The sequence below is a fragment of the Micromonospora sp. NPDC049051 genome (assembly GCF_043197575.1).
Lineage (GTDB): Bacteria > Actinomycetota > Actinomycetes > Mycobacteriales > Micromonosporaceae > Micromonospora.
Map to the genome: position 1 here is coordinate 577952 of NZ_JBICTL010000005.1, position 24028 is coordinate 601979.

The following is a 24028-nucleotide window of genomic DNA, read 5'->3' on the forward strand; positions in this document are numbered from 1 at the left end:
AGAGAAGGGCGAGGCATGAGTGACGATCAGGAGCTGACCGGGCCGGCGAGGACGCGACGCGCCCTCCTCACGGGCGCGGGCGCCGTCGGCGCGGCGGTGGTCCTGGGCGCCTGCGGCAGCGACGACTCCGGCGACGCCGGGGCCCCGACCAGCGGCGGCCCGCCGGTGCCCAGCACCGGTGACGCCGGCGGCGGCGACCGCCAGGGCGCGCAGTCGCTGGCCCGTACGGCCGACATCCCGGTCGGCGGCGGCACCGTCTATCCCGCCCAGGGTGTGGTCATCACCCAACCCCGCGAGGGCGAGTTCAAGGCGTTCGACTCGATCTGCACCCACCAGGGCTGCCCGGTGACGAACGTCGACGGCGGCACCATCAACTGCACCTGCCACTTCAGCAAGTTCTCGATCGAGGACGGCTCGGTCAAGGGCGGCCCGGCCACCAAGCCGCTCCCGCCGAAGAACGTCAAGGTCACCGGCGACCAGATCTCGCTGGCCTGACCCTCCGGGCGGGGCCGGCGACCCGGACGAGGGCCGCCGGCCCCGGCCCTTCGAGTCAACCCTTGGTCGCCGGCCCCGGCCCTCCGGTCGCCGGCCCAGCGGCCCGGCCCCTGGTCGCCGGCCCTTGCCCCGCCGGCCCTTGCCCCGCCGGGCGCCGGCGCCGGTCAGTCGGCCGGGGCGCCCGCGCCGGCTTTCGGCCGCTGGTCCGCTGGCGGCGGGTCGCGCAGGGCGTTCGGCGGCAGGCGCCGCTCCAGCAGCAGGATGCCGGCGACGCCGGCGGCGTTGAGCAGCGCCAACGCCAGCCAGGGCGCGGCGGTGCCGACCTCGTACAGGGCGCCGAAGAAGGCCGGCGCGAGCATCGAGGCGATGGCGAACGAGTACTGGAAGGCCGCCAGGTACCGGCCCCGGGCGGCGACCGGTGCGGCAGCCGCGGCCAGCGCGGCCGACGCCGGCGCGTGCACCACCTCCGCGACCGTGAACAGCAGCGTCGCCGCGACCAGCAACGCGGCCACCACGCCGAGACGCCCCGGGCCGAGGGTGGCCATGGCGAGTCCCCAGAGCGTCCACAGGGCCGCCGCCAGGGCGACCGCGCGGGTGCGGCGGTGACGCGGCAGGCGGGCGCCGACGGGCGCGGAGAGCAGGGCGACGAGGAAGGCGTTGCCGGCCAGGACGCCGGAGGTCAGCCACGCGGGGCCCCGCAGGTCCGTGAGCATCACGGTGGGCAGGGCCAGGCCGAGCATCATGCTGCTCAGGGCGAAGACGGTGTTCAGGCCGATGAGGGCCAGGAACGGCCGGTCCCGGACCAGGGCGGCGTACCCGCCCCGGCCGGAGTCCGCCGGGCGCGCGGCGGGCGGCGGGACCCGCACGCAGGCGGCGATGAGCACGGCGGCGAGGGCGAAGCAGGCCGCCGCCGCGTAGGCCACCGCGCGGTAGGTGCCCGCCCGCCCGTCGGCCACCACCACGCCGGTGGTCAGGCCCCCCACGGCCAGGCCGGCCGTACGGGCGCCGTTGCTGATCGCGTACCAGGTGTCGCGGGTCCAGCCGCCCGGACTGCCGTCGGCGTGGTCGGCGACCGCCGTGAAGACGGTGGACCAGAAGAACCGCACGCCGACGGCGACCAGCGCCGCCGCCGCGAAGACGCCGACCGGTCCCCGCACCCAGGCGTACGCCAGGTAGCCGGCGGCCTGTAGCAACTGGGAGGCGACCACCACCGGCAGCGCCCCCAGCCGGTCGGCCAGCGAGCCCGCCCACAGCGGCACCGGCAGGGTGAGCACGGTCGCCGCGCTGAGCAGCACCCCGAGCAGCGCCAGGGGCACGTCGGTCAGCCGCAGGAAGTACACCAGCGACAGGGGCAGGAACAGCCCGTTGCCGATCGAGTCGACGGTGAGGGCCGCCACGAGGACGGCGGCGCCCCGGCTGCGTGTCGCGGTGTGCGCGTCCACGTCCCCGTGCCTCCCCCTCGCCTCGGATCGCCAGGGGCGGATGCTAGCCGAGGGCGTGTGGGGCGGGCACGGGGTTTCCGGGCCGGGGTCGCCGCCGTCGCTGCGGTCAGCGGGCGTACACGGACAGCTCCCACAGTGAGAAGCCGTACTCGGTGGCGCGGGTCACCCCGTGCAGCCGTACGTACCGGGCGGTCGCGGTGGGGAAGGCCAGCACGTCGGTGCCGCCGTCGCCGGCCGTGGTCGACCAGGCCGTGCGCCAGGTCGTCCCGTCGGCGGAGACCTCGATCCGGTACGACCTCGCGTACGCCGCCTCCCAGGCCACCACGACCCGGCCGACCGGTTGGGCGGAGCCCAGGTCGACGGTGAGCGTCTGGTTGTCGTTGCGGGAGCTGGCCCACCGGGTGCCCAGGTTCCCGTCGACGGCTCGGACGGCGGGATAGCCGAGCTGGGTGCTCGACGCGGTCACCGCCCGGCCGGCGGCCAGGTTGGTCAGGTCGTCTCCGCGCCGTGCGGGGAACGAGACGACCTGCTGGAAGGTGGGTCGGTTCTGCCAGGCGATCGGGTCGTGCGTGATCCCGCCCAGCGGCGACTGGACGATGGCGTCGGCACACCACTGGTCGCCGGCGGCGCAGGTCGAGTCGCCGGGGTAGGTCTGGGCGGCCGGGGTCGCCGCCGCGCTGCGCAGGGTGTCGAGGAGGACCTGCCGGCAGCCGGCGAGGGTGCCGCCGCCGCAGTGGGTGCGGCCGAGGCCGCCGGAGACCGGGTCGCCGAGCACCGCCCGCAGATCCTTGTCGACGTAGCCCCACCAGCCGTACTGGAACGCCGAGCCCTTGTGGGTCTGGGCGCCGTTCGCCGAGCCGGGCGCGTCCGACGCGTCGCCCTGCTGAAGCCCGGAGGGGGACTCGTTGATCTGCATGGCGCTGACCAGCGACTGGTACAGGTCCGCGCCGAGCGGCGCGGCGAACATCCCCCGCACCAGCAGCGGCCACCAGGCGTCGAAGGTACGGATCGCATCGGCGTGCCGGTACACCTTCGAGCCCTTGGCCGTCTCCACGCGCAGCGCGCCGTCCGCCCGCCACGCCTTCAGCCGGCTGATCTCGGCGGCCAGGGCGGAGTCGGTCACGGGCTGGCTCTCCAGCACCCGGATCAGCTCGTCGAGCACCTCGATCCCGCGCAGGTCGGTCAGCCCGGCACGCTCCACCAGTTCGGTCAGCGACGCCCGGTCGTACTTCTTGCCGGCGGCGAGGCCCGCCCGCAGCGGCCGGTCGAGCAGGTCGCCCCGGTGCACCGCGCCGAAGCTGAAGTTGCCGTCGGCGGCCCCGAAGTCCTTGGCCTGCTTGTTGTTCCAGTTGACGTAGTAGTCCTGGTCCACCGAGCGGGGGTGGGCGGACAGCGGGGCGTACGTCGCGGTGTTCGTCGCCGGCTGGTAGCCCTGCCACTCGTACGCGGGCTCGGCCTTCATGGGCAGGTTCGGGTTCGACCCGGCGGCGCGTACGGGGTTGAGCCCGGAGGTGAAGAACGCCGACTGGGTGGAGTTGACGTAGAACCAGTTGAACGCGTACTCGACGTTGTGCGCCGAGGTGATGAAGGCGTCGGCGGAGCCCATCACGGCGGGGTCGTTGAACATCTGGAAGCCGATCGCGGAGTCGGCCTCGTGCCGGTACGTCGAGCGGAGCTGGGTGAAGGCGTGCGGCTTGCCGCCGACGGTGCCGCGCCAGGCGACCAGGCCGAGGTTCGTCCGCCAGGCCACCAGCGTGTACGACCCGGCCGGGGTGCTGTCGGCGACGGTCGGGCTCCACCGGTTGCTCCGGGTGAGCCGCTCCATCGCCACGCACTGGCCCCGGTAGAGGTAGCGGTTGCTGGTGAGGGTGGGCGTGCTGCCGTCGGTGGTGCACAGCGGCACCGCGTACGTGTCGGTGATGTCGTGGGTCGACGAGGTGGCGCTCCAGGCGTAGTCCTGGCCCCGGCCGAGCAGCACGTAGAGGTTGAGGCCGGCGAACGCGGCGCCCCGGGCGCTGATCCCGGGGCCCTGCAACTCCTGCACCATCAGCAGTTGGGGGGCGAAGTAGCCGGTCTGCGGCCCGAACACGGCGACGGGATGGCCGGACGTGGTGTGGGCGCCGGAGACGACGGCCGCGTTGGACATGCCCCGGTGGGCCGGGTCGATGGTCAGCCCGGACAGCGCGGCGGCCAGCTGCGAACTCTGGTTGGAGGTGCTCGCGGCGGTGGCGGAACCGGTGGGGTCGGTGTAGATCGGTTCGCGCCTGGCGGAGCCGGCATCGGGCAGCACCACGCTGGCGGCGTCCGGGGAGGCCGCACCGTACGGGAAGCTCTGCCCGTCGTGCAGGGTCAGCACCGCCTCGGGGTCGTTCTGGCCTCGGAAGGCCGCCCACACCCGGTCGCCCTCGGTGGGGCCGTACTTGGCGCGGGCGGCGATCCGGACGAGCGCGGACTGCATCTCGTTGCCGCCCCCGCCGCCGAACAGCCCGCCGACGACCCCGGCGATGGCGATCAGGTCGGACATCGTGAACGGCTCGGGGCCGCCCTTGTTGGTCACCGCGTCGAGGTGCCCGGTCAGCACGTACTCGCCGGGGCAGTTGCGGTTGGCCATGCACACGCCGATGTAGGCGTTGACGCCCGCGATGTACTCCCGTACGTCGGCGTAGAGCTGCTCGCCGCGTGGTCCCTTGGCGCGCAGGGCGTTCACCTGGGCCTCAAGGTCCGCGTCGGTGTACGGCGAGTTGCTCCAGACGCTCTGCTCCAGCGCCCGGTTGCCGGGCGCGCCGCCCGCGAACGGGGTGAGGGTGCCGCGGCCGACGTGGCGCAGCAGGTCCATGGTGAACAGCCTGTCCTCGGCGCCGGCGTAGCCGGCCCCGTACATGGTGCCCGCCCGGGTGGTGCCGGTGACGTGTGGGATGCCGAGGGCCTTGTCCCGCACGATCCGCACGTCGGAGCGGGGGGAGTAGTCGCGTTCGACCTGCCCGGCCGGGACACCGAAGGAGGCGTCGTTGAAGAAGCTGCCGATCTGGTCCTCGCGTAGCCCGGCGTAGCCGTAGACGAGGTCGGCGTAGCGGCCGAGCTGGTCGGCGGAGTGCCGGGGCTTCGTGCCGAGGGTCTGGTGGGCGAGGATCTCGACGAGGGTGGCGTTGCCGTTCTGGCCGGGCGGCACGATGTCGGCGCACTCGCCGAGGCAGTAGTCGTTGGCGGCGAAGGAGGTGGTCGTGACGGCGGTGGCGGCCGGAGCACCGGTCGCGACGGGCGGTGTGGGGACGGCGACGAGCAGGGCCGCGACGCCGACGGCGGCGGTCGCGCCGGCCAGCAGCCGGCGCGCGGGACGGGGACGGGACATGGTGATCCTCCGAGGGGTGGGGATCAGGACGTGGGACGGGGGCCGATCGTGAAGAACATTCAGTTGTCGAATCGTATGTGGAGCGACGCGGTATTGGAAGGCGTCGATCGTGGCGTCGTCCGGGATCTGCCCGTGCGCATTGAGCTGGGCGGATCGATTCGATAGCCTTCGATCCCCAGGCTGGTTCCGGTCGGACCGGTCGCACCGCCGAGAAGGGACGCCGGATGAGATCCGCCCGTCTGACCGCCTCCGTGGCGCTGGCCGCCGCCCTGGCCGCGACCCTGGTCGCCCCGTCCGCGCCGGCCGCCTCGGCCGCCGGCACCTCCGCCCCGGCCGCCGTCACCTCCGGTGCCTTCTCGCTGCTCACCTACAACGTGGCCGGCCTGCCCGAGCCGCTGTCCGGCAGTAAGCCGGACGTCAACACCAGGCCGATCGGGGAGCGGGTCAACGCCTACGACATCGTGCACGTCCAGGAGGACTTCAACTACCACGCCGACCTGTACGCCACCGACCGGCACCCGTACCGCACCCCGACCAGCGGCGGGGTGCCCTTCGGCGACGGTCTCAACACGATGTCCAACCACCCGGTGGCCGATCTGGTCCGGGTCACCTGGGACGACTGCAACGGCTTCGACTGCCTCACCCCGAAGGGCTTCAGCCGCTCCCGGGCCCGGCTGGCCGAAGGGGTCTTCGTGGACCTCTACGACGTGCACGCCAACGCCGGCAGTACCGAGGCCGACCTCGCCGCCCGCCGGTCGAACATCAGCCAGCTCTCCGCGTACATCGCGGCCAACTCCGCCGGCAACGCCGTGATCGTGGCGGGCGACCTCAACGCCCGCTACACCCGCGCCGGGGACAACGTCCGCGACCTGGTGGCCGCCAACGGCCTCACCGACGCGTGGGTGCAGCAGGAACGCGGCGGGGTGCCCCCGGCCATCGGCAGCCCCGCGCTGAACTGCGACCCGGCGAACGTCACGAACGCCTGCGAGGTGGTCGACAAGATCCTGTACCGGAGCAACCGGCTGGTCCGGCTGACCCTGACGCGCTACCACAACGAGCACGCCCGGTTCCTCGACCCGGCCGGCGAGCCGCTGTCCGACCACTATCCGCACGCCGCCTGGTTCGGCTGGACCCTCGCCAGCGGGCTGCGGGCCAGCGACACCTGGGGCGGTCCGGGCGGCACCCCGTTCAGCGACGCCGACCGGGTGGGCCCCCGGGTCACCGCCGTGTCGCTGCGCGGCGGCTCCCGGCTCGACCAGGTCGGCGTCGGCCTCGCCGACGGCGTCACCCTCACCCACGGCGGCACGGGCGGCACCGCGGGCACCCTCGCGTTGGCCGAGGGCGAGCACGTCACCCAGGTCACCCTCACCCAGGGGAAGAAGGACGGCAAGCTGCGGATCTTCTCCGCCCGGTTCACCACCAATCTCGGGCGTACGCTGACCGGCGGCACGCCGACCTCCGACGCGGTGACCTACACCGCCCCGACCGGCGGGCGGCTCGCCGGCTTCTTCGGCCGCTCCGGCAGCGAGGTCGACCAGCTCGGCGTGATCTGGACTGTCGGGGCCGGCGGCTAGTCTCGGAGTGTGGCTGACCCCTCGACCTACCGTCCCGCGCCCGGCACCATCCCGGAGTCACCGGGGGTCTACCGTTTCCGCGACGGCACCGGCCGGGTGATCTACGTCGGCAAGGCGAAGAACCTGCGCAGCCGGCTGAATTCCTACTTCGCCGACCTGTGGGGCCTGCACCAGCGCACCCAGCAGATGGTCACCACCGCCGAGTCGGTGGACTGGGTCACGGTCGGCACCGAGGTCGAGGCGCTCCAGCTCGAATACACCTGGATCAAGCAGTACGACCCGCGTTTCAACGTTCGCTACCGCGACGACAAGTCCTACCCCTACCTCGCGGTCACCCTCGACGAGGAGTTCCCCCGGTTGCAGGTGATGCGGGGCGCGAAGCGCAAGGGGGTGCGCTACTTCGGGCCCTACTCGCACGCCTGGGCGATCCGCGAGACGCTCGACCTGCTGCTGCGGGTCTTCCCGGCCCGCACCTGCTCGGCCGGGGTGTTCAAGCGGGCCAGCCAGGTCGGCCGCCCCTGCCTGCTGGGCTACATCGGCAAGTGCTCGGCTCCCTGCGTCGGCAGCGTCACCCCGGAGCGGCACCGGGAGATCGTCGACGGCTTCTGCGACTTCATGGCCGGCCGCACCGACACGATGGTCCGCAGGCTGGAACGGGAGATGACCGAGGCCAGCGAGGAGTTGGAGTTCGAGCGGGCGGCCCGGCTGCGCGACGACGTGGCCGCGCTGCGCCGGGCGATGGAGAAGCAGACCGTGGTGCTCGGCGATGGCACCGACGCCGACGTGGTGGCGTTCGCCGACGACCCGCTGGAAGCGGCCGTTCAGGTCTTCCACGTCCGCGACGGCCGGGTCCGTGGCCAGCGCGGCTGGGTGGTGGAGAAGACCGAGGAACTGAGCACGGGCGATCTGGTGCACCACTTCTGCACGCAGGTCTACGGCGGCGAGCAGGGCGAGGCCGACGTGCCCCGCGAGTTGCTCGTGCCGGCGCTGCCCGCCGACGCCGACGCCCTGGCCGACTGGCTCTCCGGCCACCGGGGCAGCCGGGTGAGCCTGCGGGTGCCGCAGCGCGGCGACAAGCGGTCGCTGCTGGAGACCGTCGAACGCAACGCCAAGGACGCCCTCGCCCGGCACAAGCTGCGCCGGGCCGGTGACCTGACCACCCGGAGCAAGGCGCTCGACGAGATCACCGAGGCCCTCGACATGCGCACCTCGCCGTTGCGCATCGAGTGTTTCGACATCTCCCAGATGCAGGGCACCGACGTGGTGGCGAGCATGGTCGTGTTCGAGGACGGGCTGCCCCGCAAGAGCGAATACCGCCGCTTCATCATCCGGGGCGCCACCGACGACCTCTCCGCGATGTCGGAGGTGCTGCGCCGCCGCTTCGCCCGCTACCTGGACGCCCGGGCCGAGACGGGCGAGGCGGGTGTCGAGCCGGCCGACGATCCGGCCGCCCCCGCGGGGCAGGGTGTGCCCGACGAGCCCGGCGTCGGCACTCTCATCGATCCGACCACCGGGCGTCCCCGCAGGTTCGCGTACCCGCCGCAGCTGGTGGTGGTCGACGGCGGCGCGCCGCAGGTGGCGGCGGCGGCCCAGGCCCTCGCGGAGCTGGGAGTCGACGACGTGGCGCTGTGCGGCCTGGCCAAGCGGCTGGAGGAGGTCTGGCTGCCCGACGACGAGTTCCCGGTCATCCTGCCGCGCACCTCGGAGGGGCTCTACCTGCTGCAACGGGTACGCGACGAGGCGCACCGCTTCGCCATCACCTTCCACCGGCAGCGGCGCTCCAAGCGGATGACCGAGTCGGCGCTGGATCGCGTGCCGGGCCTGGGGGAGGTGCGGCGCAAGGCGCTGCTGCGGCACTTCGGCTCGCTCAAGCGGCTCTCCGCGGCCACCGTGGAGGAGATCACCGAGGTGCCCGGCGTGGGCCGGCGTACGGCCGAGGCGATCCTCGCCAGCCTGCACGGCAGCGACAACGCCGGGTCGCCGCAGCGGGGCCGCTGACGCGGGCACGAGCGGGAGGGGTCAGCCTTCACCGCAGGGCGTCGAGCGGGAGGGGTCAGCCCTCACCGCAGGGCGTCGAGATCGACGGGCGCGCCGGGCAGTTCGCCGAGCCGCGCCGGGCCGGTCAGGAGCGCGTCGAGCATGAGGCGCAGGTACCGTCCGGGATGGACGCCGACCTGCCCCGGCAGTCGGTCGGGGTGGCAGGCGAAGAGGTTGAGCAGTCCCACGACGTCGCCGGTGCCGATGTCGGGGCGTACCACCCCGTCCCGCTGCCCACGGCGGACGAGGCCGTCGACGAGTTCGAGCCACTCGTGGCGCGCCCGGGCGAACGGCGGGGAGGCGTGGAACCGCTCCGTGGGCACGTCGGCGAGGGCTGCCGCGAGGGCGCCGCGGCCCGGCTCCGCACACCAGTCGACCAGCCCGCACAGCGCCGCCCGGACGTCCTGCTCGGCCTCGCCGAGTTCACGGGTGACGGCCACGAGGTCGGTGACGTACTCCTCGGCGATGGCGGCGACGAGGGCGTCGCGGGTGGGGAACCGGCGGTAGAGCGTGCCGATTCCGACGCCGGCCCGGCGGGCGATCAGGTCCATCGGGGCGGCGAGTCCGTCCTCCGCGAAGACCGCACGGGCGGCCGAGAGGATCTTGGTGAGGTTGCGGGACGCATCTGCCCGCAGCGACCCGGCTCCCGACTTGTCGCGCTTCACCTGACCCCTATCCGGAATGCAGCCCTCCGGTTATTCTATCCCGCGAAACCGGAGGGCATCATTCCGCTTAGGAGGTAGTCGTGATCGTGGTGATGGGGGCGTCGGGACAGATCGGCCGGGCCCTGATCGAACGGCTCGACCGGTGGGATGCGCCGCGCCGCGCGTTCGTCCGGCAGCACCAGCAGGGCGCGCAGTTGGGCGGCGACTACGTGCTCGGCGACTTCGACGATCCCGGCTCGATCAGGCGGGCCCTCGCCCCGGGAGCGCGACTGCTGTTGAACGGCTCCCTCGGCCCGAACTTCGTCGACCAGCAGCGCAGGATCATCGACCTCGCCGCCGAGGTGGGCGTCGCCCAGGTGGTGAAGGTGTCGGTGCGGGACGCCGCGCCCGGTGGGCTGCTCGGCCAGGGCATGCACGGCGAGGTCGAGACACACCTGAAGCGGTCGGGGCTGCCCTGGACGATCCTGCAGCCGGTGGGCTTCATGCAGAACCTCCCCGCCGACGTCGTGTTCGCCGACGGCGAGGGCCGGTTCCACGGCAGCTACGGCGCGGGCCGGGTCGGCTACGTCGACGCCCGGGACGTCGCGGCGGTGGCCGCGGTCGTGCTGACCCGGCCCGTCGGGGAGGACGCGACGCTGGTGGTGACCGGTGCCGAGGCGCCGACGCACGCCGAGATCGCCGAGGTGATGAGCGCGACCCTGGGCCGCCCCGTGCGGTACGTCGACCTGACCCCGTCCGAGATGGCCGAGCGCCTCCGCCTCGCCGGGATGCCGGCCGGCCTGGCCGACGACCTCGCCGCGCTGATGAGCCTCGTCGGCGACGGGCGTTGGGCCGGCACGACGAGCGTCGTCCGCGACGTGACCGGTAGCCCGCCCCGCACCCTCGCCGAGTTCGTGGCCGAGCACGCCGACGCCTTCCGCTGACCACGTCGGACGCCGAAGCAGAGGGGCGGACGAGGCGCACCTCGGCCCGTGGCGCCCCGGCCTCAGCCACCGGGAACCGCCCGAGGCCGGTCACCTTCGCCCGGGAGAGCCGCTCGCCCCGGCGGCGATGGTGTCCGCCGCCGGGGGCGAGACGCCGGCTGCGGCGGGTTCAGGCCGGCCCGGCCCCGTCGGCGAGGACCGTCAGGATCTGCTCGCCGTACTTCGCGAGCTTGTTCTCGCCCACGCCGCTGACGGCGGACAGCTCCCGCAGGGACGTCGGCGCGTCGGTGGCGATCTGCCGCAGGGTGGCGTCGTGGAAGATCACGTACGCCGGGACGCCCTGTTCCTTGGCGGTGGCCCCCCGCCAGGCGCGCAGCCGCTCGAAGACCTCGGCGGCGGCCGGGGACAGCTCGGCGACGACCGTGGCCGCCCCGCGCGGCTTGGCCGCCCGCGCGGAGGCCACCTTCTCCGGCTCGCGGCGCATCATCACCGTGCGGCGGCGGCCCAGCACTTCGGCGCTCGCCTCGGTGAGGGCCAGCGTGCCGTAGTCGCCCTCGACGGCCAGCAGCCCCTCGGCCAGCAGTTGCCGTACCACGCCGCGCCACTCGGCCTCGCGCAGCTCGGTGCCGATGCCGAAGACGGTCAGCGAGTCGTGGCCGTACTGGGTGATCTTGTCGGTGGTGCGGCCGAGCAGGATGTCGACGCAGTGCCCCGCGCCGAAGCGCTGGTTGCGTTCCCGGTCGAGCCGGAAGACCGTGGAGAGCAGCTTCTGCGCCGCGACCGTGCCGTCCCAGGACTCCGGCGGGCTGAGGCAGGTGTCGCAGTTGCCGCAGGCGGCGGTCGCCTTCTCGCCGAAGTAGTCGAGCAGCTGCCCGCGCCGGCAGCGGACCGTCTCGCAGAGCGCCAGCATCGCGTCGAGGTGGGCGGCGAGGTTGCGCCGGTGGGTGAGGTCCCCGTCGGAGGTCTCGATCATCTTGCGCTGCTGCACCACGTCCTGCAGCCCGTACGCCAGCCAGGCGGTCGACGGCAGCCCGTCACGCCCGGCGCGGCCGGTCTCCTGGTAGTAGCCCTCGACCGACTTGGGCAGGTCGAGGTGGGCGACGAAGCGGACGTCGGGCTTGTCGATGCCCATCCCGAACGCGATGGTCGCCACCATCACCAGGCCGTCCTCGCGCAGGAAGCGCTGCTGGTTGCGGGCGCGGGTCGCCGCGTCCAGGCCGGCGTGGTAGGGCAGCGCGGCGACACCGTTGGCGGTGAGGAACTCCGCCGTCTTCTCCACCGACGCGCGCGACAGGCAGTAGACGATGCCCGCGTCGCCGGGGTGCTCGTCGCGCAGCAGACCGAGCAGCTGCTTGCGCGGCTCGCGCTTGGGCACGATCCGGTACTGGATGTTGGGCCGGTCGAAGCTGGCCACGAAGTGCCGGGCGTCGGTGAGCTTGAGCCGGGTGGCGATCTCGTCGCGGGTCGCGCTGGTCGCGGTGGCGGTGAGCGCGATGCGGGGTACGTCCGGCCAGCGCTCGTGCAGCATCGACAGGGCGAGGTAGTCGGGGCGGAAGTCGTGCCCCCACTGCGACACGCAGTGCGCCTCGTCGATGGCGAACAGGGCGATCCGGCCCCGGTCGAGCAGCTGCTGCACACCGCGGGTGCCCAGCGCCTCCGGGGCGAGGTAGAGCAGGTCCAGCTCGCCGCCGACGAACGCCCGCTCCACCTCCCGGCGGGCGTCGAGATCCTGGGTGGAGTTCAGGAAGCCGGCCCGGACGCCGACCGCGGTCAGCGCGTCGACCTGGTCCTGCATGAGCGCGATCAGCGGGGAGAGCACCACCGCCACGCCGTCGCGGACCAGCGCCGGGATCTGGTAGCACAGCGACTTGCCGCCGCCCGTGGGCATCAGGACCAGCGCGTCGCCGCCGGCCACCACGTGGTCGATCACCTCCTGCTGGAAGCCGCGGAAGGCGTCGTAGCCGAAGACGCGGCGCAGCACCTCCAGCGCGTCGGAGGTACGCAGGTCGGTGGGGGAAGCCATCCGGGGATTCTACGAACCCTCCCCGACAGCCGGGTGAACCGAGCGGGCGGGTCGCGCCGGACCTCGACGGGCCGGACCACGGCGTCCCGGTCCGGCGGCTCCGGGGCGCTCAGTCGGGCTGGGCGGACCTCTTCGCCAGTCCGCGCGGCGGGGCCTTCATCCCCACCACGATGTCGACGATCTCGATGTAGCGGCCCTTGTTGCCCGTCCGGAACGCCGTGGCCGCCGCGTTGATCTCCTCCAGGGTGTCCGCCTCGACCATGGTCACCTGGTCGTAGCGGCCGTTGACCCCGGTGCAGACCACGTGGGTGAGCTGCTTCGCGAAGCGCGCCAGGTCGCGGGCGTGCTCGGCGGAGATCTCGTGGATGCCCTCCTGGCCCAGGGCGAAGTACTCCGGGCTGATCCTCATGAGCAGGAAGCCGACGTATTTGTTCTTTTCCGCCAGATCGTGCACTGTGCCTCCCCGGAAAATGGCCGCCACCTGCGGCGATGGCGCTAAGCGTATGGATGCTCACTGATCGTCATCAAGGTGTCCGCCTGTCGGGAGCGCGACCCTCGCGCCGCAGGTCGCACCGCCCGTGGCGCGCTCGCCACCGGGGCGGCGACGTGGCGCGGGGCGTGCCGGCGACGCGGGGACGGTGCGGGATAGAGTCGCTGATTGACCATGCGCGGCCGGGGGTGTCGGCCGCGGCGCCACGGCTTGGGGGTAGTCAGGTGGGCGAGTCGCGTACGGCCGAGGAACGGAGCGTGACAGTGACCGGGCAGCAGACACCGGCGGAGTCGGACACCACCCTGGTGGTGGTCACCGGGCTCTCCGGCGGCGGTCGCAGCACGGTGGCGAGGGCGCTGGAGAACGTCGGGTTCTACGTGGTGGACAACCTGCCCCAGGCGCTGATGCTCGACATGGCCGAGCTGGCGTTCAAGGCGGGCGGGGCGGCCCGGCGTACGGCGATGGTGCTGGACGTGCGCTCGCGCGCCTTCTCCACCGACCTGGCGGGGGCGATCCGGGAGCTGAAGGAGCGCGGCTTCTCGCCCCGGGTGGTCTTCGTCGACGCCGACGACGAGGTGCTGATCCGGCGGTTCGAGAGCGTCCGGCGCTCGCACCCGTTGCAGGGCGACGGGCGGCTCGCCGACGGCATCGCGGTCGAGCGCGGCCTGCTGGAGGAGGCCCGCGACCAGGCCGACGTGATCATCGACACCAGCCACCTGAACGTCAACCAGCTGCGCCGCCGCGTCGAGGAGCTCTTCGGCGGCGAGGACGCCCGCCGGCTGCGCCTCACCGTGCTCTCCTTCGGCTTCAAGTACGGACTGCCGCCGGACGCCGACTTCGTGCTCGACGCCCGGTTCCTGCCCAACCCGTACTGGGTGCCGGAGTTGCGCGAGCACACCGGGCGGGAGGAGGCGGTCAGCTCGTACGTGCTGGGGCAGGAGGGCGCGGACGCCTTCGTCACGTCGTACGCCGACCTGGTCAACGCCACCACGGCCGGCTTCGAGCGGGAGGGCAAGCGCTACCTGACCGTGGCGGTCGGCTGCACGGGCGGCAAGCACCGCAGCGTGGCCATCGCCGAGGAGTTGGCCGCCCGGCTGCGCCACTCGGGTCTGGCGGCCAACGCCCAGCACCGCGATCTGGGGCGCGAGTGACGGCGACGCGCGTGGTCGCCTTCGGCGGCGGGCACGGCCTGTCCGCCTCACTGCGCGCCCTGCGCCGCTGCGCGCCCGAGCTGGACCTGGACATCACGGCGGTGGTCACCGTCGGCGACGACGGCGGCTCCAGCGGCCGGCTGCGGGCCGAGCGGGGCGGCCTGCCCCCGGGGGACCTGCGGCAGGCGCTGGTCGCGCTGGCCGGGGACCACCCGGCCACCCGGCGCAGCGCGAGCCTCTTCCAGCACCGCTTCGCCAAGGTGCCCGCGCCCGGCGCCGACGAACCGGCCCGTGCCGGCAGCGGACCGGGCGGTCGCCGTCCCGACGTCTCCGCTGCGGGCAGGGCACCTTCCCCCGTGGCGGGGGCCGGGGCGGCCGAGGCTGCGCGGAAGAGCGGCGACGGGTTGGCCGGGCACGCGGTGGGCAACCTGGTGCTCTGCGGGCTGATGGAGCTGCTCGGCGACCCGGTGGCCGCTCTGGAACACGCCGGCGCGATGCTCGGCGCGGTGGGCCGGGTGCTGCCGATGTCGTGTGAGCCGGTGGGCATCGAGGCGCGGGTGCGCGGCGCCGATCCGCGCCGGCCGGACGAGGTGCGCACGGTCACCGGTCAGCACCAGGTCGCCGTGACCACGGGGCGGGTGGAGTCGTTGCGACTCACCCCGGCCGCGCCGGAGGCCTGCCCGCAGGCGGTGGCCGCGATCGGCACGGCCGACTGGCTGATCTTCGGCCCGGGCAGTTGGTACACGAGCGTGCTGCCGCACCTGCTGGTGCCGCAGCTCGCCGCCGCTGTCGTCGCCAGCCCGGCGCGGCGGCTCGTCACGCTGAACCTCGCCGCCGAGAAGGAGACCTCGGGGCTCTCCCAGGCCGACCATCTGGCCGCGCTGCGCGCCTATCTGCCGGAGCTGAGGGTCGACCGGGTGGTCGCCGATTCCAAGGCGGCGGGTGACCCCGAACCGGTCGCCCGTGCGGCAGAATCGCTGGGTGCCCGCCTGGTCCTCGCTCCCATCGCGGTCACCGACGGCACTCCCCGTCATGATCCAGCCGCCCTGGGCGCCGCACTGGTGCCTGTCCTGGGCGCCGATCGTTAGACACGTACGTAATCTCCGGCGACACGCCGGAACAGGTCCGTGAGGGGACGCACAATGGCGATGACGGCTGCGGTCAAGGACGAGCTGAGTCGGGTCGACGTGCCCAAGCCCTGCTGCCGGCGGGCGGAGATGGCGGCGCTGCTGCGCTTCGCTGGCGGGCTGCACATCGTCTCCGGTCGGGTGGTGGTGGAGGCCGAACTCGACACCGGGGCGGTGGCCCGACGGCTGCGGCGGGAGATCGCCGAGGTCTACGGCTATCCGAGCGAGATCCACGTGCTCGCGTCCGGTGGGCTGCGCAAGGGCAGCCACTTCATCGTCCGGGTGGTCAAGGACGGTGAGGCCCTCGCGCGACAGACCGGGCTGCTCGACGTGCGGGGGCGCCCGGTGCGGGGCCTGCCGCCGCACGTCGTCGCCGCGAACGTCTGCTGTGCGGTGTCGGCCTGGCGCGGCGCGTTCATGGCGCACGGCTCGCTGACCGAGCCGGGTCGCTCCAGCGCGCTGGAGATCACCTGCCCCGGCCCGGAGTCCGCGCTGGCCCTGGTGGGTGCGGCCCGGCGCATCGGCATCACCGCCAAGAACCGCGAGGTGCGCGGCGTGGACCGGGTGGTGGTCAAGGACGGCGACGCGATCGCCGCGCTGCTCACCCGGATCGGCGCCCACTCCAGCGTGCTGGCGTGGGAGGAGCGTCGGGTGCGCCGCGAGGTGCGGGCCACGGCGAACCGGCTGGCCAACTTCGACGACGCCAACCTGCGCCGCTCGGCGCGGGCCGCCGTCGCCGCCGCCGCCCGGGTGACGCGGGCGTTGGAGATCCTCGCCGACGACGCGCCCCACCACCTCACCTCGGCCGGCCGGCTGCGTCTGGAGCACCGGCAGGCCTCCCTGGAGGAGCTGGGCGCGTTGGCCGACCCGCCGTTGACCAAGGACGCGATCGCCGGCCGGATCCGCCGGTTGCTGGCGCTGGCCGACAAGCGGGCCCGGGACCTGGGCATCCCGGATACGGAAGCAGCCGTCACGCCCGACATGCTCGTGGTCTGATAGGACGGAGCGGGTCGACGGTGTCGGTGGGATCACCACCCGGCGCTGCACTGCGCCGCACGCTCGGATAAGGTCGCTGCGTACGGCAAGGAGGCCGGCACAGGCACTCCTCGCCGTGCACACCGCCTCGGGCGGTCAGGTCCTTCGAGACCGCGGCGGGGTGGCCGAGATGAACCGTCAACGGCCGGCTCCAACGGTCGGCGCACACACCTCCGCCGGCCCGGGTCTTACGCCGGCGGACCAGAACGCAAGGAGATGGGACCTGTGACCATCCGGGTTGGCATCAACGGCTTCGGCCGGATCGGCCGCAACTTCTTCCGGGCAGTGCTGGCGTCCGGCGCTGACATCGAGGTCGTGGCGGTCAACGACCTGACCGACAACGCCACGCTCGCCCACCTGCTCAAGTACGACAGCATCCTGGGCCGCCTCCCGCACGAGGTGAAGGCCACCGCCGACGAGATCACCGTGGGTGGCAAGACCATCAAGGCGTACGCCGAGAAGGACCCGTCGAAGCTGCCGTGGGGCGAGGTCGGCGCGGACGTGGTCATCGAGTCCACCGGCTTCTTCACCGACGCCACCAAGGCGAAGGCGCACGTCGACGGCGGGGCCAAGAAGGTCATCATCTCCGCCCCGGCGAAGAACGAGGACGTCACGGTCGTCATGGGCGTCAACCACGACCAGTACGACCCGGCCAAGCACACCATCATCTCGAACGCCTCCTGCACCACCAACTGCCTCGCGCCGATGGCGAAGGTCCTGCACGACACGTTCGGCATCCAGCACGGCCTGATGACGACGATCCACGCGTACACCCAGGACCAGAACCTGCAGGACGCGCCGCACTCCGACCTGCGTCGGGCCCGCGCCGCCGCGCTGAACATCGTGCCGACCTCGACCGGCGCGGCGAAGGCGATCGGCCTGGTGCTGCCGGAGCTCAAGGGCAAGCTGGACGGCTACGCGCTGCGCGTGCCGATCCCGACCGGCTCGGCCACCGACCTGACGGTCGACGTCAACCGGGAGACCACGGTGGACGAGGTCAACGCCGCGCTGAAGGCCGCCGCCGAGGGCCCGCTCAAGGGCATCCTGGTCTACAACGACGACCCGATCGTCTCCGCCGACATCGTCACCGACCCGGCGTCGTGCATCTTCGACGCGCCGCTGACCAAGGTCGTCGGCAACCAGGTCAAGGTCGTCGGCTGGTACGACAACGAGTGGGGCTACTCGAACCGCCTGGTCGACCTGGTCAAGCTGGTCGGTAAGTCCCTGTGAGTGCGAGGAGTGAGCTTGCGAGCCCCGCAGTCACGAACGGAGCCGACGCTGTGAGTGAGCCGTCTGCCACGAACGGAGGGCTGGCCTAAGTGAGCATCCGTACCCTCGACGACCTGCTCGCCGAGGGGGTGTCGGGTCGGCGCGTGCTGGTGCGCGCCGACCTGAACGTCCCGCTCGACAAGCAGACCGGCGACATCACTGACGACGGTCGCATCCGCGCGGTGCTGCCGACGCTCGGCGCGCTGGTGGAGGCCGGCGCCAAGGTGGTCGTCTGCTCGCACCTGGGCCGCCCGAAGGGCGCGCCGGACCCGCAGTTCAGCCTGAGCCCGGTCGCCGGTCGCCTCGGTGAGCTGCTCGGCACGCGGGTGCACTTCGCCTCCGACACGGTCGGCGAGTCCGCCCGCTCCACGGTGGACGCGCTCGCCGACGGCGAGGTGGCGCTGCTGGAGAACCTGCGCTTCAACTCCAGCGAGACCAGCAAGGACGACGCCGAGCGGGGCGCCTTCGCCGACCAGCTCGCCGCGTTCGCCGACGCGTACGTCGACGACGCGTTCGGCGCGGTGCACCGCAAGCACGCCAGCGTCCACGACGTGCCGGCCCGGCTGCCGCACGTCGCCGGCCGGCTGGTGCTGCGCGAGGTGGAGGTCCTGTCCCGGCTGACCGGCGAGCCGGAGCGCCCGTACGTCGTGGTGCTCGGCGGCTCGAAGGTCTCCGACAAGCTGGCGGTGATCGAGGCGCTGCTGCCGACGGTCGACCGGCTGCTCATCGGCGGCGGGATGTGCTTCACCTTCCTCAAGGCCCAGGGCCACGAGGTGGGCTCCTCGCTGCTGGAGGAGGAGATGGTCGAGACCTGCCGCAACCTGCTGGAGCGCTCCGAGGGCAAGATCATGCTCCCGGTCGACGTGGTGGCCGCGGACGCGTTCGCCCCGGACGCCGCGCACGACACCGTGCCGGCCGACGGCATCCCCAGCAAGCGGGTCGGGCTCGACATCGGGCCGGAGACGGTCGCCGGGTTCGCCGCCGCCCTCAAGGGCGCGCGGACGATCTTCTGGAACGGCCCGATGGGCGTGTTCGAGATGCCGGCGTTCGCCCACGGCACCAGGGGCATCGCCGAGACGATCGCGAAGGCCGACGCGTTCACCGTCGTCGGCGGCGGTGACTCGGCGGCGGCGGTCCGCGCGCTCGGGCTGGACGAGTCGTCCTTCGGGCACATCTCCACCGGCGGTGGCGCCTCCCTGGAATACCTGGAGGGCAAGACCCTCCCCGGCATCGCGGCCCTGGAGAACTGATGGCGAGCGTCACCCGCCGGCCCCTGATGGCCGGCAACTGGAAGATGAACTGCAACCACCTCGAGGCCAACCTGCTGGTGCAGAAGCTGGCGGCCAGCCTCACCGAGAAGCAGCTCACGGACGTCGAGACGGTGGTCCTGCCGCCGTTCACCGACCTGCGTACGGTGCAGACCGCCGTGGACGGCGACAAGCTGCTCATCGGCTACGGCGCGCAGGACCTCTCGCCGCACGCGTCGGGGGCCTACACCGGGGACATCTCCGGCTCCATGCTGGCGAAGCTGGGCTGCACCTACGTGGTGATCGGGCACTCGGAGCGGCGGGCCTACCACCACGAGGACGACGCCATCGTCAACGCCAAGGTGCAGGCCGCGCTGACCCACGGGCTCACCCCGATCCTCTGCGTGGGGGAGGGGCTCGACGTGCGCGACAAGGGCACCCACGTGGCGCACTGCAGCGACCAGCTCGACGGCGCGCTGAAGGGGCTGACCGCCGAGCAGGTGACGAAGGTCGTGGTGGCGTACGAGCCGGTCTGGGCGATCGGCACGGGCAAGACGGCCACCCCGGAGGACGCCCAGGAGGTGTGCGGCGCGGTCCGTCAGCGCCTCGCCGAGTCCTTCGGCCAGGACACCGCCGCGCAGGTCCGGATCCTCTACGGCGGGTCGGTCAAGTCCTCCAACGTCGCGGCGATCATGGCCCAGCCGGACGTCGACGGGGCGTTGGTGGGCGGCGCGAGCCTGGACGCCGAGGAGTTCGCGAAGATCTGCCGGTTCCCGGAGCACATCGCCCGCTGATCGCTCGCTATCCTTGACTCCGCCCGTCCGTCGGTCGGTGCCACCGTGCCCGATCTGCCCGGGCGAGGATCGTAACGAGAGGACTGACCCCAGCCATGCCGATCTGGTTCGCATACACGTTGATCGTGTTGCTGGTCATCACGAGCATCCTGCTGACGATGCTGATCCTGCTGCACCGCGGTAAGGGTGGCGGGTTGTCGAGCATGTTCGGCGGTGGCGTCAGCTCCAGCCTCGCCGGCTCCTCGGTGGCGGAGAAGAACCTCGACCGCTACACCGTCCTGGTGGGTATCGTCTGGTTCGCCTGCATCGTCGGGCTGGGGCTCTGGCTCCGCCTCCAGATGGCCAGCGGCACGGTCTGAGGCCGTCAAGTCGTACAATCTGCGCGCGGTCCGTCACCGACGGGCCGCGCGCAGTCCGTTTCACCCGCTGCACCGCGTCGCCCGCCGCCCCCTCCGCGGCGGTTCCCCTCCGACGACAGGAGCGAGCAGCCGTGCCCACTGGCAACGTCATCCGGGGCACCCGGGTCGGGTCCGCGCCCGACCGCCGCGCCGAGCGTCACCAGCCGGCCCCGCGCCGGACGGTCACCTACTGGTGCCGCAACGACCACCACACCGAGATCCGGCTCGCCGCCGAGGTCGAGGCGCCGCAACTGTGGGACTGCCCGCGCTGCGGCGTCCCCGCCGGTCAGGACGCGCAGAACCCGCCCGGCCGCACCCGGCCCGAGCCCTACAAGACCCACCTGGCGTACGTGAAGGAGCGGCGCACCGCGGAGGAGGGGGCGGCCCTCCTGGCCGAGGCCCTCGCCGCCCTGCGCCGCCGTCGTGGCCGCTCCACCGGTTAGGTGGCCCTCCCGCCCACGGCGGACAGCAAAGGACCCCTCGTCCACGCCCGGCGTCGACGAGGGGTCCTTCTTTCGTCAGCGCAGGCTGCGCAGGCGGGCCGGTACGTCGGCCGCCGCCGCCCGGTCCAGCAGCCAGAGGGTGCGGCCCGTGCCCCGTGCCCCCGCCGCCGGCAGCTGCACCGGGCCCGCCCCGGCCAGCGCCATGCCGACGGCCCGCGCCTTGTCGGCGCCGCTGGCCACCAACCAGACCTCCTCGGCCGTGTTGATCGCCGGGAGGGTCAGCGTGGTCCGTACGGGCGGGGGCTTCGGGCTGCCCCGCACCGCGCTGACCGGCCGGCTGTCGTGGTGCACCGGATGCTCGGGGAAGACCGAGGCGACGTGCCCGTCCTCGCCGACGCCCAGCATCAGCACGTCGAAGTGGGGGAGTGCGGCGTGCCCCGGGCGTGCCGCGCGGGCCAGTTCCTCGGCGTACCGGGCCGCCGCCTCCTCCGGGTCCGCCCCGGCCGGCCCGTCGGATGCCGGCATCGGGTGTACCCGGGCCGGATCCAGCGGCACCGCGTCCAGCAGCGTGGCGCGGGCCTGGGTCTCGTTGCGCTCGGAGTCGCCGGCGGGCAGGAACCGCTCGTCGCCCCACCAGACGTCGACCCGGGACCAGTCCACGGCGTCGCGGGCGGGCAGCGCCGCCACCGCCCGGTGCACCGCCGCGGCTATCCGCCCGCCGGTCAGCACCACCGACGCCTGGCCCCGCTCGGCCTGCGCGTCGAGCAGCTTGACCACCAGCCGGGCGGCCACCGCCTGGGCCAGCAGTTCGGCGTCGGCGTGGACGGCGACACTCGCCTCACTCATCTGTCTGCCTTCGTTTCTCCGGCCGCCCGCGCGGCCGGTCTTCCGTAACGCCCCGGGGACCGGGGCTCAGCGCTCGGCGCTCGTACCCACGTGCGCGGTGACCCCCGCCTCGGCCCGCTGGGCCGTGGCCGGGTCCTTCCAGACGTGCACCCGCTGCGGTGGGCGCTGGTCGAGGCCGGCCAGCCCGGCCGCCGTACCCAGCGCCTCCGCGTACACCTGGTCGGCGTCGAGCCGGCGCAGCTCCTCCGCCAGTTCGTCGCCCAGCGGCCGGCGGACGAGCGGCAGCTGACGGTCCTCCTGGCCGGTACGCCGGAACGTCGCCACGCTGTCGTCCCGGGTCAGGGTCAGCGTGTCGCCGTTGGCGCAGCGCAGCTGCACCTCCCGCATCCGGGGCGACGCGTCGCTGTGCTCCCACACCGGCTCGATGCCGAGCCGCGCCGCCAGCCAACCCCGCATCAGCGCGGCGGTCGGGTCGGTGGGCGGGGCCACCACGGTCGCCTCGGTCACCCGGGCCTGGGTGGTGTCGAACGCCCCCGCCACCAGGGTGCGCCACGGAGTGATCCGGGTCCACGCCAGGTCGGTGTCGCCGGGCGCGTAGTCGCGGGCCCGCTGGCGCAGCGCCTCGATCGGATCGGCGGCCTGCGCGCAGTCGGTGATCCGCCGGTCGGCCACCACGCCGAGGAAGTCCGTGGAGATCTCGGCCGGCGGCTCGCCGTGCCACCACGTCACCACCGGCACGTCCGGCACCAGCAGCGGCATCACCACCGACTCGGCGTGCAGGGCCAGCCGCCCGTACATCCGGGTGACCACCGCCTCGCACGGGCCGAGCCGCCCGCCGACGACGATCTCCGCGTCCAGCCGGTTGCGCTCGCGCTCCACGTCGGTGCGGACCACCACCAGCAGCCGGCAGGGGTGGGCGGCGGCGGCTATCGTCGCCGCCGCCTCCGCCTCGCGGACCCGCTTCTCGTCCACGACCACGATCAGGGTGAGCGCCATGCCGCTGGCCACCCCGCCGGCGCTGCGCCGCTCGGCGGCGAGCGCCTTGACCACCTCGTTGCCGGTGGTGTCCCACAGGCCGATCAATGGAGCCTCCTGGTTTGCTCGCTGCGGCTGCTCACGGCGCTTGTCTTCGTTCGCGACTGCGGGGCTCGCAGAACCGGCTCACTCCTCGCGCTCACGCTCTGCGCCAGGCCCGGCCCTCGCGGGCCAGCATCTCGTCGGCGGCCCGGGGGCCCCACTCGCCGGCCCGGTACGGCTCCGGCTTCGTGCCCGCCCACGCGTGCTCCAACGGGTCCACCACCTGCCAGCTCTGCTCGACCTCGGCGGCGTCCGGGAAGAGCGTACGGTCGCCGATCAGCACGTCCAGCACGAGCCGCTCGTACGCCTCGGGGCTGGCCTCGGTGAACGCCTCGCCGTACTGGAAGTCCATGGCGATGTCGCGGACCTCCATCGTCGTGCCGGGTACCTTGGAGCCGAACTTGAGCACGACGCCCTCGTCCGGCTGTACGCGGATCACGAGCTGGTTGTTGCCCAGCGACTCCATGTCGGCGGCGTTGAACGGCAGGTGCGGCGCCCGCTTGAACATGATCGCGACCTCGGTGACGCGACGCGGCAGCCGCTTGCCGGCCCGGATGTAGAACGGCACCTCCGCCCAGCGGCGGTTCTGGATGCCGAGCCGGACGGCCACGTAGGTCTCCGTCGTGGAGTCCTCCGGGACGCCCTCCTCCTCCAGGTACCCGACAGCACGCTCGCCGCCCACCCAGCCGGGCAGGTACTGGCCGCGTACGGTGCCCTTGGCGACGTCCTTGGGCAGCGTGATCGCCCGGAGCACCTTGAGCTTCTCCGTGCGGATCTCGTCGGCGTCGAAGCTCGTCGGCTCCTCCATCGCCACCAGCGCCAGCAGTTGGAGCAGGTGGTTCTGGAACACGTCCCGGGCCGCGCCGGCCGAGTCGTAGAAGCCGGCGCGGGTGCCGATGCCGACGTCCTCGGCCATGGTGATCTGCACCGAGTCGACGTACTGGGAGTTCCACAGCGGCTCGAACAGGTTGTTGGCGAACCGCAGGGCGAGGATGTTCTGGACGGTCTCCTTGCCCAGGTAGTGGTCGATGCGGAAGACGTCCTTGCGGGTGAAGACGTCGTCGACCAGGTCGTTGAGCGCCTTCGCCGAGGGCAGGTCGTGCCCGAAGGGCTTCTCCACCACGACCCGGCGCCAGCCGCCGGACTTGGCGTTGTCGGCCATCCCGGTGCGGGCCAGCTGCTTGAGGACCACGGGGAACGCCGCCGGGGGGATGGAGAAGTAGAAGGCGGCGTTGCCGGGGATGCCGTGCGTCTGGCGCAGCTCGTCGAGCATCTCGGAGAGGTGGTCGAACGCGGCGTCGTCGTCGAACGAGCCGCCGACGAACTTGATGTTGCCCACGAGCCGCGCCCACACCTCCTCCCGCCAGGGGGTGCGGGCGTGCTTCTTGGCGGCCTCGTGGGCGAGCGACTCGAAGTCCCCGTCGCCCCAGTCCCGGCGGGCGAAGCCGAGCACGGCGAAGCCCGGGGGCAGCAGCCCCCGGTTCGCCAGGTCGTACACGGCGGGCAGGAGCTTCTTGCGGGCCAGGTCACCGGTGACGCCGAAGATCACCAGAGCGCACGGCTCCGGGATCCTCGGCAGCCGGCGGTCCTGCGGGTCGCGTAGGGGGTTCACGCCGCCTCCTCGCTCCGCGTCGTCCATGCTC

Annotated in this window: 20 protein-coding genes; 12 read left to right on the forward strand and 8 right to left on the reverse strand. The window is 73.1% G+C overall.

Going from position 1 to position 24028, the window contains the following annotated elements:
* Positions 1 to 15: 15 nt before the first annotated feature.
* On the forward strand, positions 16 to 495 hold the full coding sequence (locus ACGFIR_RS23830; protein ID WP_393002452.1) for a Rieske (2Fe-2S) protein: 480 nt from the start codon (positions 16 to 18) through the stop codon (positions 493 to 495).
* A gap of 164 nt (positions 496 to 659) precedes the next feature.
* Here ACGFIR_RS23830 and ACGFIR_RS23835 read toward each other — a convergent pair whose 3' ends face one another.
* Entirely contained in the window at positions 660 to 1937 is a 1278-nt protein-coding gene (locus ACGFIR_RS23835; protein ID WP_393147188.1) for an MFS transporter, read from the reverse strand.
* Positions 1938 to 2043: 106 nt separating this feature from the next.
* Positions 2044 to 5286 (reverse strand): penicillin acylase family protein, encoded by a 3243-nt coding sequence (locus ACGFIR_RS23840; RefSeq protein WP_393147190.1) that lies wholly within the window; start codon positions 5284 to 5286, stop codon positions 2044 to 2046.
* Between the two features lie 224 nt (positions 5287 to 5510).
* Here ACGFIR_RS23840 and ACGFIR_RS23845 point away from each other — a divergent pair, with 224 nt between their 5' ends.
* A complete protein-coding gene (locus ACGFIR_RS23845) occupies positions 5511 to 6860 on the forward strand; it encodes a jacalin-like lectin (RefSeq protein WP_393147192.1) in 1350 nt (449 codons plus the stop codon).
* 9 nt (positions 6861 to 6869) lie between these two features.
* The gene (uvrC, locus tag ACGFIR_RS23850) at positions 6870 to 8858 is read left to right on the forward strand and encodes an excinuclease ABC subunit UvrC (protein ID WP_393147194.1); all 1989 of its coding nucleotides are present in this window, start codon (positions 6870 to 6872) and stop codon (positions 8856 to 8858) included.
* A 62-nt stretch (positions 8859 to 8920) separates the two neighbouring features.
* On the opposite strand, the gene ACGFIR_RS23855 is transcribed toward uvrC, so the two are convergent.
* A complete protein-coding gene (locus tag ACGFIR_RS23855; RefSeq protein ID WP_393147196.1) occupies positions 8921 to 9562 on the reverse strand; it encodes a TetR/AcrR family transcriptional regulator in 642 nt (213 codons plus the stop codon).
* A gap of 80 nt (positions 9563 to 9642) precedes the next feature.
* Between ACGFIR_RS23855 and ACGFIR_RS23860 the strand changes: the two genes are divergently transcribed.
* Positions 9643 to 10485 carry an NAD(P)H-binding protein gene (locus ACGFIR_RS23860; RefSeq protein WP_393147198.1) on the forward strand — a complete coding sequence of 281 codons (843 nt, stop codon included), beginning with the start codon at positions 9643 to 9645 and terminating at the stop codon, positions 10483 to 10485.
* Between the two features lie 169 nt (positions 10486 to 10654).
* On the opposite strand, the gene recQ is transcribed toward ACGFIR_RS23860, so the two are convergent.
* Positions 10655 to 12508: a DNA helicase RecQ gene (gene recQ, locus ACGFIR_RS23865; RefSeq protein WP_393002466.1), complete on the reverse strand. Its 1854-nt coding sequence runs from the start codon at positions 12506 to 12508 to the stop codon at positions 10655 to 10657.
* A gap of 109 nt (positions 12509 to 12617) precedes the next feature.
* A complete protein-coding gene (locus ACGFIR_RS23870; protein WP_393002468.1) occupies positions 12618 to 12962 on the reverse strand; it encodes a hypothetical protein in 345 nt (114 codons plus the stop codon).
* 299 nt (positions 12963 to 13261) lie between these two features.
* On the opposite strand from ACGFIR_RS23870, the gene rapZ reads away from it, so the two are divergent.
* From rapZ to ACGFIR_RS23910, 8 genes are all read left to right on the forward strand, one after another.
* Positions 13262 to 14149: an RNase adapter RapZ gene (gene rapZ / locus ACGFIR_RS23875; protein ID WP_393002931.1), complete on the forward strand. Its 888-nt coding sequence runs from the start codon at positions 13262 to 13264 to the stop codon at positions 14147 to 14149.
* Positions 14146 to 15237: a 2-phospho-L-lactate transferase CofD family protein gene (locus ACGFIR_RS23880; RefSeq protein ID WP_393147200.1), complete on the forward strand. Its 1092-nt coding sequence runs from the start codon at positions 14146 to 14148 to the stop codon at positions 15235 to 15237. Before rapZ ends, ACGFIR_RS23880 begins: the two co-directional genes overlap by 4 nt.
* Before the next feature lie 54 nt (positions 15238 to 15291).
* Complete coding sequence (gene whiA, locus ACGFIR_RS23885; RefSeq protein WP_088992890.1) at positions 15292 to 16272, forward strand: DNA-binding protein WhiA; 981 nt, start codon at positions 15292 to 15294, stop codon at positions 16270 to 16272.
* 264 nt (positions 16273 to 16536) lie between these two features.
* Entirely contained in the window at positions 16537 to 17541 is a 1005-nt protein-coding gene (gene gap, locus ACGFIR_RS23890) for a type I glyceraldehyde-3-phosphate dehydrogenase (protein ID WP_393002472.1), read from the forward strand.
* Between the two features lie 89 nt (positions 17542 to 17630).
* Positions 17631 to 18830: a phosphoglycerate kinase gene (locus ACGFIR_RS23895; RefSeq protein WP_393147202.1), complete on the forward strand. Its 1200-nt coding sequence runs from the start codon at positions 17631 to 17633 to the stop codon at positions 18828 to 18830.
* On the forward strand, positions 18830 to 19621 hold the full coding sequence (gene tpiA / locus ACGFIR_RS23900; RefSeq protein ID WP_393002476.1) for a triose-phosphate isomerase: 792 nt from the start codon (positions 18830 to 18832) through the stop codon (positions 19619 to 19621). The genes ACGFIR_RS23895 and tpiA overlap by 1 nt, the downstream gene beginning before the upstream one ends.
* A 95-nt stretch (positions 19622 to 19716) precedes the next feature.
* Positions 19717 to 19980, forward strand: a complete 264-nt coding sequence (secG, locus tag ACGFIR_RS23905) for a preprotein translocase subunit SecG (protein WP_121400676.1) — start codon at positions 19717 to 19719, stop codon at positions 19978 to 19980.
* A gap of 131 nt (positions 19981 to 20111) precedes the next feature.
* Positions 20112 to 20462 (forward strand): RNA polymerase-binding protein RbpA, encoded by a 351-nt coding sequence (locus ACGFIR_RS23910; RefSeq protein WP_393147204.1) that lies wholly within the window; start codon positions 20112 to 20114, stop codon positions 20460 to 20462.
* A gap of 75 nt (positions 20463 to 20537) precedes the next feature.
* On the opposite strand, the gene pgl is transcribed toward ACGFIR_RS23910, so the two are convergent.
* The 3 genes from pgl to zwf form a co-directional block, all read right to left on the reverse strand.
* The gene (gene pgl / locus ACGFIR_RS23915) at positions 20538 to 21308 is read right to left on the reverse strand and encodes a 6-phosphogluconolactonase (RefSeq protein ID WP_393147206.1); all 771 of its coding nucleotides are present in this window, start codon (positions 21306 to 21308) and stop codon (positions 20538 to 20540) included.
* 66 nt (positions 21309 to 21374) lie between these two features.
* Complete coding sequence (locus tag ACGFIR_RS23920; protein ID WP_393002482.1) at positions 21375 to 22391, reverse strand: glucose-6-phosphate dehydrogenase assembly protein OpcA; 1017 nt, start codon at positions 22389 to 22391, stop codon at positions 21375 to 21377.
* A 91-nt stretch (positions 22392 to 22482) separates the two neighbouring features.
* Complete coding sequence (zwf, locus tag ACGFIR_RS23925; protein WP_393002484.1) at positions 22483 to 24024, reverse strand: glucose-6-phosphate dehydrogenase; 1542 nt, start codon at positions 24022 to 24024, stop codon at positions 22483 to 22485.
* Positions 24025 to 24028: the final 4 nt, after the last annotated feature.